Origin of the sequence: Rossellomorea aquimaris, from assembly GCF_001877785.1 — a bacterium.
In the GTDB taxonomy this organism is placed as follows: domain Bacteria; phylum Bacillota; class Bacilli; order Bacillales; family Bacillaceae_B; genus Rossellomorea; species Rossellomorea aquimaris_A.
Map to the genome: position 1 here is coordinate 71,956 of NZ_MINN01000022.1, position 14,534 is coordinate 86,489.

Annotated in this window: 15 protein-coding genes and 2 pseudogenes; 15 read left to right on the forward strand and 2 right to left on the reverse strand. The window is 40.9% G+C overall.

Going from position 1 to position 14,534, the window contains the following annotated elements; all coding sequences use genetic code 11:
* The 9 genes and pseudogenes from BHE18_RS00985 to BHE18_RS01025 all read left to right on the forward strand — a co-directional run bounded on the left by BHE18_RS00985 (position 1) and on the right by BHE18_RS01025 (position 8,201).
* Positions 1–2,367 (forward strand): pPIWI_RE module domain-containing protein, encoded by a 2,367-nt coding sequence (locus BHE18_RS00985; RefSeq protein WP_071616902.1) that lies wholly within the window; start codon positions 1–3, stop codon positions 2,365–2,367.
* A gap of 281 nt (positions 2,368–2,648) precedes the next feature.
* Positions 2,649–2,765 carry a DUF819 family protein gene (locus BHE18_RS23510; protein ID WP_235860228.1) on the forward strand — a complete coding sequence of 39 codons (117 nt, stop codon included), beginning with the start codon at positions 2,649–2,651 and terminating at the stop codon, positions 2,763–2,765.
* Between the two features lie 267 nt (positions 2,766–3,032).
* Positions 3,033–3,170: pseudogene (locus BHE18_RS23515) on the forward strand (3-hydroxy-5-phosphonooxypentane-2,4-dione thiolase); the annotation flags it as partial.
* 43 nt (positions 3,171–3,213) lie between these two features.
* A complete protein-coding gene (locus BHE18_RS01000; RefSeq protein WP_071616903.1) occupies positions 3,214–4,632 on the forward strand; it encodes a hypothetical protein in 1,419 nt (472 codons plus the stop codon).
* A gap of 326 nt (positions 4,633–4,958) precedes the next feature.
* Positions 4,959–5,813: a hypothetical protein gene (locus tag BHE18_RS01005; protein ID WP_071616904.1), complete on the forward strand. Its 855-nt coding sequence runs from the start codon at positions 4,959–4,961 to the stop codon at positions 5,811–5,813.
* Entirely contained in the window at positions 5,800–6,108 is a 309-nt protein-coding gene (locus tag BHE18_RS01010) for a replicative helicase loader/inhibitor (protein WP_071616905.1), read from the forward strand. Before BHE18_RS01005 ends, BHE18_RS01010 begins: the two co-directional genes overlap by 14 nt.
* The gene (locus tag BHE18_RS01015; protein ID WP_235860229.1) at positions 6,068–7,384 is read left to right on the forward strand and encodes a replicative DNA helicase; all 1,317 of its coding nucleotides are present in this window, start codon (positions 6,068–6,070) and stop codon (positions 7,382–7,384) included. Before BHE18_RS01010 ends, BHE18_RS01015 begins: the two co-directional genes overlap by 41 nt.
* A 131-nt stretch (positions 7,385–7,515) precedes the next feature.
* Complete coding sequence (locus BHE18_RS23060) at positions 7,516–7,692, forward strand: hypothetical protein (protein WP_171910630.1); 177 nt, start codon at positions 7,516–7,518, stop codon at positions 7,690–7,692.
* 74 nt (positions 7,693–7,766) lie between these two features.
* Positions 7,767–8,201, forward strand: coding sequence for a hypothetical protein (locus BHE18_RS01025; RefSeq protein ID WP_071616907.1), 435 nt, complete (start codon positions 7,767–7,769; stop codon positions 8,199–8,201).
* A 93-nt stretch (positions 8,202–8,294) separates the two neighbouring features.
* Here the strand turns inward: BHE18_RS01025 and BHE18_RS01030 are convergent.
* Positions 8,295–8,596 (reverse strand): annotated as a pseudogene (locus BHE18_RS01030) (transposase); the annotation flags it as partial.
* Positions 8,597–8,646: 50 nt separating this feature from the next.
* Here BHE18_RS01030 and BHE18_RS23900 point away from each other — a divergent pair.
* The 5 genes from BHE18_RS23900 to BHE18_RS01055 all read left to right on the forward strand — a co-directional run bounded on the left by BHE18_RS23900 (position 8,647) and on the right by BHE18_RS01055 (position 11,337).
* Positions 8,647–8,802 carry a hypothetical protein gene (locus BHE18_RS23900; protein ID WP_171910631.1) on the forward strand — a complete coding sequence of 52 codons (156 nt, stop codon included), beginning with the start codon at positions 8,647–8,649 and terminating at the stop codon, positions 8,800–8,802.
* A 399-nt stretch (positions 8,803–9,201) separates the two neighbouring features.
* Positions 9,202–9,693: a hypothetical protein gene (locus BHE18_RS01040; RefSeq protein ID WP_071616909.1), complete on the forward strand. Its 492-nt coding sequence runs from the start codon at positions 9,202–9,204 to the stop codon at positions 9,691–9,693.
* Positions 9,694–9,708: 15 nt separating this feature from the next.
* Positions 9,709–10,353, forward strand: a complete 645-nt coding sequence (locus BHE18_RS01045) for a SurA N-terminal domain-containing protein (protein WP_071616910.1) — start codon at positions 9,709–9,711, stop codon at positions 10,351–10,353.
* 68 nt (positions 10,354–10,421) lie between these two features.
* A complete protein-coding gene (locus BHE18_RS01050; RefSeq protein WP_071616911.1) occupies positions 10,422–10,658 on the forward strand; it encodes a hypothetical protein in 237 nt (78 codons plus the stop codon).
* Between the two features lie 22 nt (positions 10,659–10,680).
* Complete coding sequence (locus BHE18_RS01055) at positions 10,681–11,337, forward strand: hypothetical protein (protein WP_141771792.1); 657 nt, start codon at positions 10,681–10,683, stop codon at positions 11,335–11,337.
* 388 nt (positions 11,338–11,725) lie between these two features.
* Here the strand turns inward: BHE18_RS01055 and BHE18_RS01060 are convergent, their stop codons facing one another.
* Positions 11,726–12,988, reverse strand: coding sequence for an MFS transporter (locus BHE18_RS01060; RefSeq protein WP_071616913.1), 1,263 nt, complete (start codon positions 12,986–12,988; stop codon positions 11,726–11,728).
* 120 nt (positions 12,989–13,108) lie between these two features.
* Here BHE18_RS01060 and BHE18_RS01065 point away from each other — a divergent pair, with 120 nt between their 5' ends.
* Positions 13,109–14,305, forward strand: coding sequence for a helix-turn-helix domain-containing protein (locus tag BHE18_RS01065; protein WP_071616914.1), 1,197 nt, complete (start codon positions 13,109–13,111; stop codon positions 14,303–14,305).
* Positions 14,306–14,534: the final 229 nt, after the last annotated feature.

A 14,534-nucleotide genomic window follows, 5' to 3' on the forward strand; every position in this document is an offset into this window, starting at 1 on the left:
ATGACAACAAAAACAAAGGCAAAAGAAACAATCTTTCATAGCGTGCGAATAGAAAGGAAAGATTTTAAGGATAAATTGATACAGCTTGTGTATTTGCCAACGGGTACACAAACTTTACTGAACGAACAGCTGAAAACAGACAAACAATTTGAGTGGGAATTTCGGATTTCAGAGTTTCGTGCAATCCTGCAAGGCCGATATAAGGAAGTGGTTTGGGCTGACTTTTCTGCACCAGCATTGGAAGGGAAAAAGCCTTGGCTATATCTTAGTGAAGGTGCCCGCACTGCCACAGGGAAGTTAATACATAGTAGACTCATAAACTGGATAAGTCGTATCCTTGCTTCAAGGAAAAGGGAGATTGATATTCCGGAGTCTATAAAAAAGCATGAAATCAGGATTGAACTTACTTCGATAGCAGATTGTTTTACTTCACCAGTCATTAAGAAACTGGTCTCCAGTTGGTTTTTAAATCAATTTTGTGTGAGAAACAAACAATTGACCTGGAGTATTCCCAATACCCGTGGGGAGCAAAAAGATATTGATTTTCCTAAAGAGTGGTTCTATATTTTTAACGGATCTGAAAATGAGGCAGTTTCAGAACCCGTCTATATTACTTCTTTAAAGGGGGAAAATGGTAAACAATATGCATCTTACGTCATCAGCCTTCATTTTGAAGAGACCGATGGTCAACTGATTATGCATATGAAATCTTCATTAAGGCGCTGGATTTATAAACCTCTTCTCAAAGATGGAAAAGTCTTTTTCCCAAGAAATCACAGGAGGTCACTTTATTTAATCCGGTCAACCCGTACTGGTAAGCAAATGACACGCTTTGTTATGAATGAATTTCAGCAGAAGATATACTTATCCTACTATAATCAGACCGTTGAAATGTTTGAAGAAATGGGTTTCACGCCTAACTTACCGGTCATACTCTCTTCACCAGATCAGTTCTACCATTCGAGTCCGGTGGCGGCACTTATACCATATAAAACGGATGATAAGTCTTACCCTAATCTTATCGAAGCAGGAATAAGCAAAGTAGAAAAAACGAGGATTTTTGATATGTTTATCGCCGCCTTTCCCTTGCTGCAGTCAGCCCATCCTCAAGCCAGAAAACTAGTTACACCGCCAACTACCTTAAAAGGTGGAAGTATTGTACTTGATCACCCTGAGGAATTGAGACAGGAACAGATAACTATCGAAACATATGCAAAAAAAAGTGCATTGTTTCCGATTATCGAAGAGGGGCTAAAAAGCTTAATCGATTCAGACAAAGTTGAACCACGGTACAGTCTGGAAAAGCAAGACGGCGGGAAGTACTTGTTGAAAGATAATACATCCGGTAGACAAATAGCAATAACACTGAAGGATTGCTCTGAATATGTTTACCTAATGCAAGATTTGCCTTATTCTGCAGGGGGGAAACTCTCTTCAGAGCGTAAACGTATAAAGGAAATCAAATCTGATCTTCAAGTTGCAGATGAGAATACATTTTGTCTTATCGAAATCGGCAAATACGGCATTTACCAAAACAGTGATCCTAAAAAAGCTATTGAAAAAGGATTTCTAGAAACCAATAGACTAACACAGTGTTTTCACCCTATGGATGAACTGAAAGAAACGGATAAACTCCATAAGATGAAAAGCTGTATTGCGGATATTCTAGCACGTAAAGGATTTACGAACCAGATGATTTCAATATATAAAGAGCCTCTTTCAAACTACACTTATTACTTTCCTAGGTGTATTGCCACATCAGTTGAGAAAAAAAGAGGATACATTTTTGTAATGGCACGCATGAGGGATGGAATAACGGAGGTGAAATATAAGGGGACTGATTGGATGTCACTGTATGAATCACTGATGTATTTAAAGGCTGAAAACAAAAGCTCTCTATATCAAAGTGGAAATCTCGATTTCCACCGCTTTATCGAAGATGAAATCTCGACAGACCAGGATGTTGTCGTATTCATGAAAGATGAACTCCCTGCAAAGTACAGGGGTGGTGATGAAGAGTTTCCATATACAGCAGCAATCCTTGATCATGCTGCCCACCGGAATCCTTATATTGATTATAGAATAGACGGCATCCCTTCCGCGGGCACGTTTATTGTCGAAAGCCTGGGAGAATATTATGCTGTTCCGCCGAAATTAAAAGACAATACTGGGAAAAACTATAATACTAAACAGAATACAAATAAACCATTCAAATCCCGACACCCATTGCGTATAACGTTATCCAAGCCAACTGATGAGATTGCTGTAAATCTTCATCTAATGAGGAACCTATCTCTAACATTTGCCTATTTTATAAACAATCCATTACCATACCATTTGCTTCGCTATCATGAAAAGTTAATATAAGAAGTGCCAATGTTGGTCAAAGAGGCTTTTCTGCTGTCATGTTAGAACCGCTATTGATCGTATATCAACAGCGGCTTCTTATTTAATATGATCTTTTAACACCTATCAAGGTGGAATTTCAGTCGGGACAGCCCTGACCCATAAATTACATGTCGCTCATCCAGGGAGACTGACAAATGTGAAGGGGAATTGTTGAAAAGGTAAAAAAAGGGGATTGAAAACCATCGGTTACCTATTGATGTAATAATACGTAAATCATTATTGTCGTAGTGAACATGACCGTGTCACTGACTGTAGGAAAACTGTTGAAATATGACCATGAAGAAATCCTGCTGGCCAGTAATGCCAATGTTGGAGGGCCGACAACTGCTGCAGCCGTGACCAATGCTAAAGGTTGAAAAGAACTGATTGGACCTATTCTTGTTGTTGGGACGTTGGGTATATTATTGGGAGCTATGTCTGGACTACACTGGGAATGTGGTTTTCTGGATTGATGTAAGTTGTGGAGTGGGGAGGGGGCGGATTTTCCCTCTACTTTTCATTTATTCATAGGGGGAATTGTTCACAGTGTAAAGAAGGGTAGAGGGGCGTTTGTTCCCGTGCTATTTTTCTATTTACACCAAAAAGTAAGATGAGAACCGTCCCCAATTAACAGGGAAGCTGGTGAAACCGTCAAGGATCTGCTTCCGTACACGGATTCCTTATACTTAACAAGGGGGACACTCGCCGCGTGTATTCGGAAAGATACTGAAAAACCAATGGTGCTGAGAGTCTCAGGAGGCACCACCGTTTTAAAAGATCTTTACAAAGCTGTTGGAAAAGAACTCGAAAAGAGGGATGGTTAAATTGAAATTTAATTCTCATCAGCAGGATTTAAAGGAAAAAATGGAGATGAAGAAACAAGAGAAGGTCAAAAGAACATCAAAGCTTTTTAAACAGTTAAAAGAAATGCAGGATTCCAGACCTAAGCATTCTGCAGAAGCTGATAGTATTTCAGGAAGCAAGAAGGAAAATAAAGAACCACAAAGTAAAAACCTTCGATCAGAATTGAAAAAACTTCAGAAGAAATATGAGGAACAAAAGCGGCTAAATCATAAGCTTAGAAAGGAAATAGGTACTACAAATGAAAAAGCTACTTTTTTAAAACGGGACAATTGGGAGCTTAAACAGAAGCTGGGCCGAATAGAAAACAGTTTTGCTGCCAGAGAAAATGAATTAATTACGGCGTTTGAGGAGGAAAAGGTAAAGAGAGAACTGGGTGAAAAGGTAATCGAGCAACTGGAAGCCGAGAAACGAAGAAAGCAGAAGAACGGAAATCGTAAAGTCGATCTTGCTCACCAGGTGAAGCAATTGAAAGAGAGCAACCAACAATACCGTCATAAGCTGCAGAACTATGACTTATTGAAGGAGCAGGAATATGGCGATATGCGAAAGGATATTGAGAAGCTTTCAAAAGAATTGGATCAATATAAGCTCATGGAAGAAAGAACGGTTAAAAACCCCATGTTTTTAATGAAATTTATGAAGACCAACGTAACGAAGGAGCATCTGCCTGATCTGTTAAAGCTGGTCGAGAGCTTCATTACCCTTGATAACATACGGTATTTCTACCGGGGACGTCACAATGTATTTTACATATTTATGAGACGAGTAGGATTGTTGTCTTTCCAAATCAGGAAGCATACACAGGAAATGGAATCAATGCATCCAGGCAGAAAAGAAAGGTTGGGGCATTTAGTAGACAAAGGTGATCAATGGGTATTCGTTGATTCTGACAGCAATGAGTACCTATTGAAGTATCCACTTGCTTCAGACATGCTTACAATGAATGAAAGACCGGTAAAAGCCATACTGGAGGAAGGGGAAGCCATCCTTACCGAGCATTTTAATTGGGTGTCCTCTATCCGGGCAGAAGAAGGTCAACCAACAAAGGGCAGAAATGCTGTTAAGCAAAGAAAATATGCTAATTTCGGGAACTACAATGTTCTAATTATTGGCTCCAGGTTCTTAAGTGATTATAAACATAGACTTGAGATGCACGGCTGTAATGCGGTCGTTCATAACCCTTATGAGGAAAGCTACGAGATGATTGCCGGGAAGTTGAGTAGAGCGGATGTAATCCTGGTATGTGAGAGGCACGTGCCGCATAATATATGGGGGCATGTAGACAGGAGTGAACAAAATGTAGGAGTGTTGAAGAATGATAGTAAGGATTTGATTGCGACTTATGCTTATATGGTGTTGGAGCGGTGTGGATTATTGTGAAGAACTAAGATGAAATACGGACATGATTTTAGAACACATTAACATTTTTTGTTAGGATTCTTCCTTCTACGGGACGATTCCTATTGAATATATCTTTATATGATAAAGAGCAATCTTGGCAAAGTGTGCCGGGGTTGCTCTTTTTGTTGTGGGTTCAGGGTGACTTTGCAGAAGGCCATTTTGGTAAATATAATGCAGCCAAGTAACAACAATTGATATCGAATTAAATCATGTGGGAAAGAAATATAAATTTTTTCAATCAAGGGTATCCTTTTCACAACTCTATCACTATTTAGAAGGTGAATAAGAAAAAGGAGTGATTTGGAATGGCATTGTTTGGGTGGACGAAGTTTGAGAGAAGCATTTTGGAGTCTAGGGTGTTCTGTCACCCGGAGGATGTACGGATTTATTTGTGGATTTTGAATCATGCGGTGGTGAAGAATGGTGTCGTGGTGGGTGACCGGGTGCTGAAGAAGGGGCAGTATGTGCAGTCGATCGGTGAGCTTCAGGACAAGCTTTGGTTTTATAACGGGAAGAAGAAGGAGAAGTTTAGTTCGTCCAAGATTCAGCGGTCGATCAAGCGGCTGGAGAAGGAAGGATTGTTTACTGCAGAAAAATTCAGGAGCGGGTATCTGTTTACGGTGAGGGAGGCAAGGGACCCTGTAAGGGATCCGCAGACTGTGGATATTACATTGAATGAAGAGGATATGACCGATACAAACCGGCACGAAGGGGATGCCGGCATCATTTTGCCCTCGCGATGTGAATCAGCAAAGGAGGACAATCGGGACAGCAACGGTAACAGAAATAAGAATGTAAAGAACGTAGAGAACGAAAAGAAAAAAACACTCACCACCCTAACGAATACTATGGCAGATAGATTGGCGCTCATCACGGAGCACTTCCTGGTGAGGAGGGGCGGAAGCTTTTCGCTGTCACCGGTCGATCAGATGGCGCTTGAGAAGATCAGCCTGCATGAGATGTCGGTGGACGAGCTGAAGGCGTTCATGGATGAGCAGTTCGAGAAAATCAAGGTGTATGAGCCGAACGCCACGATTCACAGTCCGAAGTATTTGCTGAAAGTGTTGGAGAGACGGGAGTCGCCAGGAAAGAGGATGGCCGAGCTGGATGCGATGCTTGACCGGCTGGAAGAGAGCTTGAACGATTATGACGAAGAATGAGTTCAAGGAGCTTATGAATCTGCTGCATCTGGCGTATCCAGCAAAGAAGCTGCCGGAAACAACAATGAATCTATGGTTCGGACTGCTGAGGGAGTGTCATTTTAGAGAGGTGAAAAGACGGCTGGACGACCATATCAAACAGCACAAATATATCCCGGGTGTCTCCCAGCTTTATGTGAGTCCCGAGACGGAAACGACGGTGCTTGACATGCTGGGGGAATGGGAGAAGGAGGGGGTAGAACGGATTGAACACAATGATCGACGGAGCGGACCGAAGAAACCTTGGGAGCGATGAAGCGGTCTTACGGCTGCTGCATGAAGCAGAGAGTATGATCCTCGGGGCTGTGCTGCTGGAGCAGGACAGGATCCACGAGCTCAGCCTCGAGACGAAGCACTTCACCCAGTCGAGGAACCGGATCGTGTTCGGGGCGATGAAGGAGCTGCAGAAGAAGAATGTCGAGATCAACCCGGTGACGCTTGTGGAAGAGCTGCAGGATCAAACCGAGAATGCTGGGGGCGTCACCTATCTACTGGAGCTCGCGGCTTATTGTCCGTCGGTTGCGAATCTCGGCTATTACGAGAAGATCGTGATGAAATACTATGACCTGAGTTTGATCCGGAATTCGGCCAGCCATTTTTTGAATGATTACACCCCGGAATCTGCACAGGATCTGTACAAGGTGCTCATCGAGATGCATAGCGAACAGAGTCATGAGGAGGAGACGAAAGAGAGTATCATCATGGAACTCTATGAATCTCTTTATGAGGAGCGGAGCGGGATGCCGGGGGTGAACACCGGGTTCCCTGCGCTGAACGGGCTGACGGGGGGCTGGAAGGAAGGCGAACTCATCATCTTGGCTGCACGGCCGTCGATGGGGAAGACGGCGCTCGCTATTCAGCTCGCATGGGAGAGCACGAAGGAAGAGGGGGTGTCGCTCCTCTTTTCCCTCGAGATGAGCTCGAAGCAAATCATGCAGCGGATGCTCTCGAATCTGTCCGATATCAATATGATGAAATGGCATAACCCTTATAAATACTTATCGAAGGAGGAAATGCCGCGGATGCAGGAAGCGTTGAACGCGGTCTACAAAGCGAACCTGCAGCTCTCGGATAACGGATTGATCACGCTGATGGAAATCAGGCAGCGGATTTTGAATCTTAAGCGGGAGTATCCAACTCAACCGTTTTTGGTGGTGATCGATTACTTGCAGCTGATCAACGTGAAGGAGAGGTTTGACCGGCATGATTTGATGATCGGGCATATCACAAAGCAGCTGAAGAGCATGGCGAAGGAATTCGGAATCCCGATCATCCTGCTGTCCCAGCTGTCGCGGGGTGTGGAATCCAGGGATGACAAGAGACCGAGGCTTTCGGATCTTCGGGACTCCGGGAATATCGAGCAGGATGCGGATATTGTGTTGTTTTTGTATCGGGATGAGTATTACAACAGTGCATCTGAAGCGGGGGATGTTGTGGAAGTGAAGGTGGCGAAGAACCGGAACGGGCCGGTGGGGACGGTGAAATTGCGGTTTAAGAAGGAGTGCGGGCGGTTTAATGGGAATGGAAAGTGAGGCGTGGGGCGAGATGCGGGACAAGGGGACAGGTTCGTTGTCCCGGTTTCGGTCGGGAGCGGGTCGCGGGGACAGGAACGCTGGCCCGGTTGGAGTGGTTTATTTTTAAAAAAGAAGGGGAGATGATGGGGATGTTTATGACGAAGGCTGCGGTTGAGGCGGGGGATTCTTTTTTAGAAGAAGGCAGGAAGATGTCCCGGCTGTTGATCGACTTGATGGGGGCAGCTGATGTGAGGGAGGATGGGCTGGGGTTCGTGAGTTATGGTGAGATTTGGCGGGCTTGCTGTGAGCGGGGGATGTTCTTGTGAGCGGGTCGCGGGGACAGGAACCCTGGCCCGGTTGGAGTGGTTTATTTTTATAAAAAAGAAGGGGAGTGACGGGGATGTTTATGACGAAGGCTGCGGTTGAGGCGGGGGATTCTTTTATAGAAGAAGGCAGGAAGATGTATCGGCTGTTGATCGACTTGATGGGGGCAGCTGATGTGAGGGAGGATGGGCTGGGGTTCTTGAGTTATGGTGAGATTTGGCGGGCTTGTTGTGAGCGGGGGATGTTCTTGTTACATAAAGAGGGGTTTGCGGTGATGATGGATGGGTTGACGTGGATGGAGGAGGAAGGGCTTTTGAGGAGGGAGAGGGTTACTGGGGGGAGTTGGTTTGGTTTAAGGGACTTTAATTTGTTTGAAGTGATGGTAGAGGATTATTCAGTTAAAGGGCCATTTAATAGAATAACTCTTTATTACAAAGTTAACTCAAAGAGCAATATTATTTCTTCCATATTAAAGAACAAAGGGAGAGTTTTTACTCTCCCCAGCTTGTAGAGAAACCTACTGTTTTTCTACAGGTTTTTTTTGTTTAATACAAATTATCGAATATAGGGTGATTTACATCATCGAAAATTGACTCCCACCCACCTAGCCCAGCTTGGCTAGGTGGGTGGCAATCTTTTTCATGTTCTGACACGCCGCGGTGAGAAGCACTTGCTCACTCGCATTGTGTATACCCCGTAACCACAGTAGCGAAGCCCATGCAGTTGTTTTGAATCTGCAAAGCTTCGCTCAATTTTTTCTTTTCTATATTTATAAAGCATTTTCCCCGACTTAGAGAGGCGGTTTAGACGCACCTTATCTTTATGCCCCTCCCAGACATGCCTTGTGACCACTTTCTGATGATTCTTAGATTTGGTACATTCCTGCAGAAGTGGGCAGACGCGGCAGCAACAATATGTAGATATTGGGGTGAGTCCCCGCCGAATCACTTGCTTATATGAGTGCTATCCAGTCGAGGGCTTTCCTTAACGGAAGGGACTTCAGCACGCCTGAAGATGTAAAGGAACTGGCGCTGACTCTCTTAGCTCACAGGATTTCGTTGAATGCAGGAAGGATGACCTCCCTCACTCAAAGTCCTTCCCCGGATAGGTAAGATCGATGATTTGAAGTTGAAATCCATGCTTCAGGGGTATAAACAGACCCATTACTCTTTGTTTCTGGAGGAGACGAGCAATATAGGGACCAAAGATTATAAAGATGAAAGTTTCAGGCATATCCACTGGCTTACGACCACCAAAGAGAACAAGCTTCTCGCGAAAAAATATCAAAAAGTTCACGGGGATGTCTATTCCATCTTAATTTACTACTTCTCTATGTTACTAAATATTTTAAACTTGTATGCTTAAAAGAATATATTTTGTCGATTTTTAGAGAATAATGGAGCTCTCTATAGTTCAGTTAGTATTACGATATATGTAAATAATATACAGTATTTCCATCATAAAGTTATTTATATTACAATTGTTACGATAAATAGAAATGGGGGTTAGTAATGAGAAAAAAAATTAATGTTTTTGTAACAATGGGGTTTATAATTAGTACATTATTACTGTTGTTTCCAAACTTAAGCTCAGCTGCGGTATGGACCACGAGTGATGGCTATCGTAATTCAGTGTGGGTAAGAGATATGTGGATTACTTATGAAATTGATATGACTTACACTGAATACTATAACGATTTAGGTGGAGGAAAGTGGTATATAAGCTCTATGGAGTCTGTTTCTACTATTGATAGTGGGAATGTTTTAAGGTATTCTGATTTAACACATGTAGCTAACATTGTTTATACTGAAGGTAGTAATAAGTTTAGTAGAATTGACATCCCTGCATGTACTAAAGATCAAATCTACGACCCTAATAAATTATTTTATTGTAAATCATCATATGATGGATTATTTGTTAGTACGAATTATTCAGCGAAACACACAGTGGATTTATTATTTCCACTTTATCCAGCAACTTATTCATTGTCTTGGGAATATTGAGTTAGGAGTGTTAATATGAGTAAAAAGATATTGTTTGGTTGTATTGCTTTAGGAATGAGTGCGATTATGCTTATTGCAGCTGATTTTTCGAAAAGTGGTTTTGGTTATTTTGGAGAGTTTTCAAGAGATAATAACTCTTCAAATTCAGAAGTGATCAAAACTAAAGGCGTAAAATCTCTTCAAGAATACGTTAGTGAAAGTGATGTTGAGAAACTAACTTACTTTAAGCAGAACGTTTCTCCTGAAAAAATAAAAGATAAACAAAAAGCTAAAGACAATGCAATTAATGAGCTAGTTGATAGGTACGCAATTTACCTGGAAGCTAAAGAACAAGGTTTAAATGTATCTGATGATGAACTTCAAAAAACTATAGATTTTAGTATAGAAAACGCAAAGAAAGTTGAAAATCAAGATTTTAAAGATTATTTAGATGGTTTGGACATGACAATCGAAGAATATTACAATGAGTATACTAAAGAAACTTTAAGGGACAAGTTACTAGAAAACAAACTTATTGATAAAGTTACTAAAAATCAGAAAGATCCTAAAGAAAAGATGAAAAGATGGAATGAAGAGAAAGAAAAGATTACTAACACCTTTAAAAAGAATAATTCGGAAAAGATTAAAAATCTAAAAAACAATATAAAAAAAAATAATTAAATCAAAGAGCCTTATCCAGAGATGATAAGGCTCTTTATTTATGTATTTTTTATGAGACTAAACTGTGGGTGAATTATGCGACCGAACATCATGACATCATGCGCCTCAAAAACGACCTCGACCGCTCGCAGTTGAGGAAGTTGATTGAGACACTTGCACTCATCAACTCCAATGGGAGATTTTTCTCAACCGAACGTTTCTTCCACCATTCCTTGAGGGCAAAAGACAATAAATCACTCGGCTTGATCATAGGAACTCCGCCTGAGCCGACCAGGCGTGAACAGCTTCTGCACATCAAGCGTTAACTGGTAAGGGAAAGAGGATGTCATGATGAAAAAAATAGGGATAACATTTCTTTTTCTTCTCATCTGTTTAGGTGCGAGCCTGGTATTGATGAATGTCTTTAATGTAGCGACTGAAAAGATCAAAGCATTTTACCATGTAGAGGATCCCGATAGAGAGTGGGTTTTCGATCCAACCCCCTGGAGTGGAGGATCGCATGATAGACGTCTCGATGAGCCAATTGTAGGTGAAAAATTACCTTGGTTTGTGGACCCTTTTTCGGGTGAAGATGGAAGTGGGAAAGGTTTTATAGATGCGGTAAAGAAATACGGGGTTTACGTGATTTTCTCTGTTGTTTTCCTCTTCTGGTATATCCGTTACAAAAAGAAAAAGCGGAAAGATAAAGAAGAAGTTATGCCGGAATCAGATCAAGCCCGGTATGCTGTGAACTCAGTGGATTTACAAGAGGATGAATCACTTATCCTTTCCGAGGAAAACCTGAACGAGATTCGCCAAATTCTGAAGGAGTGGGAAAGTCATTTGAACACTCTAAACAGAAAACGGACCCATGAAACAATCCAAGAGTGGTTCAAGCGGATAAAAAGTCCAACTGAAATCATACCGGTATATGAAAAGGTCCGCTACGGTGGGAAACAATTTACTTCCCAGGAATTGCACCTCTTAAAGAATTTCTTACGATAGTTATTTTATCAAGGAGCCGTTAGCGACATTGCTAGCGGCTTTTAATAATTATGATATTAAAGTAAAAAGAGTGGGTGTAGAACCTAACTCTTATGACCGCTATTGAAAGGATTTGTGTGATACTTGTAAATAATGGATATTCCATTAACGGGCAGTTTAATGGAATATTAATCAAAAAATTCTCACAATAATTTATGGTAAATAATCCCCTTAGAGTAGGGTGGGGACGGTTCTCGGTCTACTTTTTCCTTTATTCAAAAGAAATGATTCAATGCGCAGCAGGATTTACTGTGAAAAGTTGAGTAAGAACCGTCCCCCGGCTAACCTATTACTGCTCTTACCTAAAGGAAGCTATTTTCCCTTAGTATTAACAATGGGAAACAAATCGCTATGGTTGATTGACGGTCGGATCAGCTCCCCTAATAATTGAAGGCCTCAACATAATGGTTGTTATTGCAACCAGGAAAAAGGCTGAAGGAATCATGGACCACCCTATACCGATCCAGTCGAAAGAAAGTCCAAAAATAATCATTCCAAGCGGTGACATGGCTTGGGAGATTGTTTCCAACAGCCCGAACACTCTCCCCTTAAACTCCTCTTTAATTCCTTTTTGAAACATTACTCCAATTGGTGTGTTAATACAGGTCAACGTCACCCCATAAAGAAAGGCAAGCGTTATATAATAAAAAACATTTATATTATAACTAAAGGTTAACAAGACAGGTAAAGTAGAAGCAGCCAATAAGAAGGCAATGAGGATAATCCCTCTTTTAACAACAATCAAAGGATTGGTCAATTCTTTTCTTATTGAAAAATACAGGGAGGAACCCAACATACCGCCGGCAAAGAAACCTTCGATGACTCCAAAATGGAACGAATCAATTCCTAGTTCTTTAACAGTGATGTAGGGCATGCCTACTACCATAGAAACGGAAAAGAGGTTAATAAGGAGTGCCATTCGTAGTATGGTCCAAAGAATATCCTGAGATTTTATATAACCGTAACCACTAGAAATGCTCTTGATAAACTTTTCTCTTATGGGATTTTGATCGGCGATAGTGGAGTATAATTGGAATTTCATTGTCGATTCAAGCAATGCAGCGACTGCATAGGAAACCATCTGGGTAAGCAAAAAGACATTCAATGAATCAAAGCCATACATCAATCCACCTAAAATGGGTCCGGCGATAGCAGACGAGGAGACAGAAGCCTGATTAATGGCCATTGCCTTTTGAATACGATTTTCATCTATGAGAGATGAGACTGAGGATGTAAAGGTAATCCCCGTAAACATAGTTGAAATGGACAAAAGAAAAGTAGTCATATAAATTGCAACTATATTTACAGAAAAAAATATATTGTAAACTAAAAGCCCTCCCACGACCAAGGCAGCCAAAGATTGTGATGATAAGATGATGAATTTTTTAGAATATCGATCCGCCAAATATCCAGATACAGGCGCGAAAAGAATTCTTGGCAGCACACTGCATATAAGGTTAATAGCAAATCCGAATGCAGATCCGGTGAGTTCTAATATATACAGACTTATTCCAAAGCTGTAAATACTGTTTCCAAAAGTAGAAATGAATTTACTGATGGAAAAAATCCACAAATGGTATGTTGCCTGCTTATTTTTATCTACTTCAGTCACCAGTAAATCCTCCTTAAATAAGTTTAATTTAATTAAACAAAACATACCACAGCAAAGGGTTTTCTTTCAAGTGTAAGTTTAATATAATTAAACTTACAACAAATACTTGGAGGTGAGTAGGTGGATACACTAGGTGTAAGAATTAAGACATTAAGAAAAAGAAAAAAATTAACACTTGAAGGGCTAGCAGGTACTGAGATGACTAAAGGAATGTTAAGCCTTATAGAGAACAATAAGGCAAAACCTTCTATGGAGAGCTTAACTTATATAGCTGGAAGGCTAGGAGTGTCCGTGAATGAGCTCCTCGAAACTATTAGTATTACTGAAATTCGGGAGCTTCTACAGGAAACGGAAGATTTCTTTAACAAAAAGGAATATGAGAAGGTTGTAGAACTTTTATCATCATTACCGCTGGATTCACTTCCTTTATCTTATGAGTCGGCGGCTATATTAGAGAGATATAGCAGGGCATATTACTATACAGGGAGAAGAGATTGGGAGGATATGTATATAGAGGCGGAAGAAATGTACACAACTCTTAATCTTCATAATGAAGCAGCAAGATTACTTTCTTTTCTTGTAAAGGCATATATGGAAGAACGAAATTATAATCAAGCTTTTGAATTGATAAGCGAGAGAAAGAAGAGATGGGAGAATGAAAATGCGTCCTTAAACATTCTTGGTAAGTTGGAGTTGGATTACAATGAAATCCTGCTTCTGTTCGCTATTGGAAAATATAAAGATGCTAAAAAGAAATTAAAGAGTTCCATCTCCCTCTCGTATAAAAGTAGCACCTTCTATCAAATAGAAGGGTTGTATCGTCTAGCCTGCTTTTATGCAATGATGAATAAAGAAGAACAAGACTTGGATTTTTACTTAAAAAAATTAACCTTGTTTGGGGAATTTATAGACAGTGATGAGACCAGGTCAGCTGTTTTGATTTTAAAGGCTCACTATCATAACAAGTATACAAGAAACCATAAAAAAGCCGACCAAGTTATAGAGGAGTATTATCATATAAATGGTATGGATCCATACTATGCAATGGAAAAAGGAAAGTCTTTGTTCTTGGCAAACCAGTTTGAGCAAGCATTAAAGTGTTTCCTGGAGTTCAAAGAAATACCGGAATGGATTCACCCGTTTGACCTGTCGCTTATGTATGAGGTCTATGCGTACATTGCACGATGTTACTTAGAATTGGGTGAAAAAAAGAAGGCCGTTCATTTTTCAACATATGCTTTAGAAGGTATTGAATCTTTGCCGAATACGCCGTATAAAGAATTTGTTAAAAAGACAGCACTGCTTGTAAAACAATGATCAAGTGGATTGCCTATCTCGAGGTAAAGGGCAGGATAATTAAATAAGGATCAAAAAGAGGCGAGTGAAGCATGGGGACGGTTCTCTTGCTTCCGAAGCACCAGAACCGTCCGAGACCAGTGAAAAAGTAGGCTTTCAAAAAACATATTCGCTTTAAATTGGTTATTTTTGTATATCGTAGTGTGATTTGACTGTTTTTATTGTAAAACGGGGGATTTAGAGGTAGATA

Bases quoted from the DNA above. Each gene is read 5' to 3' on its own strand.
- BHE18_RS23060 (WP_171910630.1), top strand. From the start codon at position 7,516: ATGTTTATGACGAAGGCTGCGGTTGAGGCGGGGGATTCTTTTTTAGAA.
- BHE18_RS01010 (WP_071616905.1), top strand. From the start codon at position 5,800: ATGACGAAGAATGAGTTCAAGGAGCTTATGAATCTGCTGCATCTGGCG.
- BHE18_RS01055 (WP_141771792.1), top strand. From the start codon at position 10,681: ATGATGAAAAAAATAGGGATAACATTTCTTTTTCTTCTCATCTGTTTA.
- BHE18_RS01005 (WP_071616904.1), top strand. From the start codon at position 4,959: ATGGCATTGTTTGGGTGGACGAAGTTTGAGAGAAGCATTTTGGAGTCT.
- BHE18_RS01045 (WP_071616910.1), top strand. From the start codon at position 9,709: ATGAGTAAAAAGATATTGTTTGGTTGTATTGCTTTAGGAATGAGTGCG.
- BHE18_RS01015 (WP_235860229.1), top strand. From the start codon at position 6,068: ATGATCGACGGAGCGGACCGAAGAAACCTTGGGAGCGATGAAGCGGTC.
- BHE18_RS23900 (WP_171910631.1), top strand. From the start codon at position 8,647: ATGAGTGCTATCCAGTCGAGGGCTTTCCTTAACGGAAGGGACTTCAGC.
- BHE18_RS01025 (WP_071616907.1), top strand. From the start codon at position 7,767: ATGTTTATGACGAAGGCTGCGGTTGAGGCGGGGGATTCTTTTATAGAA.
- BHE18_RS00985 (WP_071616902.1), top strand. From the start codon at position 1: ATGACAACAAAAACAAAGGCAAAAGAAACAATCTTTCATAGCGTGCGA.
- BHE18_RS01040 (WP_071616909.1), top strand. From the start codon at position 9,202: ATGAGAAAAAAAATTAATGTTTTTGTAACAATGGGGTTTATAATTAGT.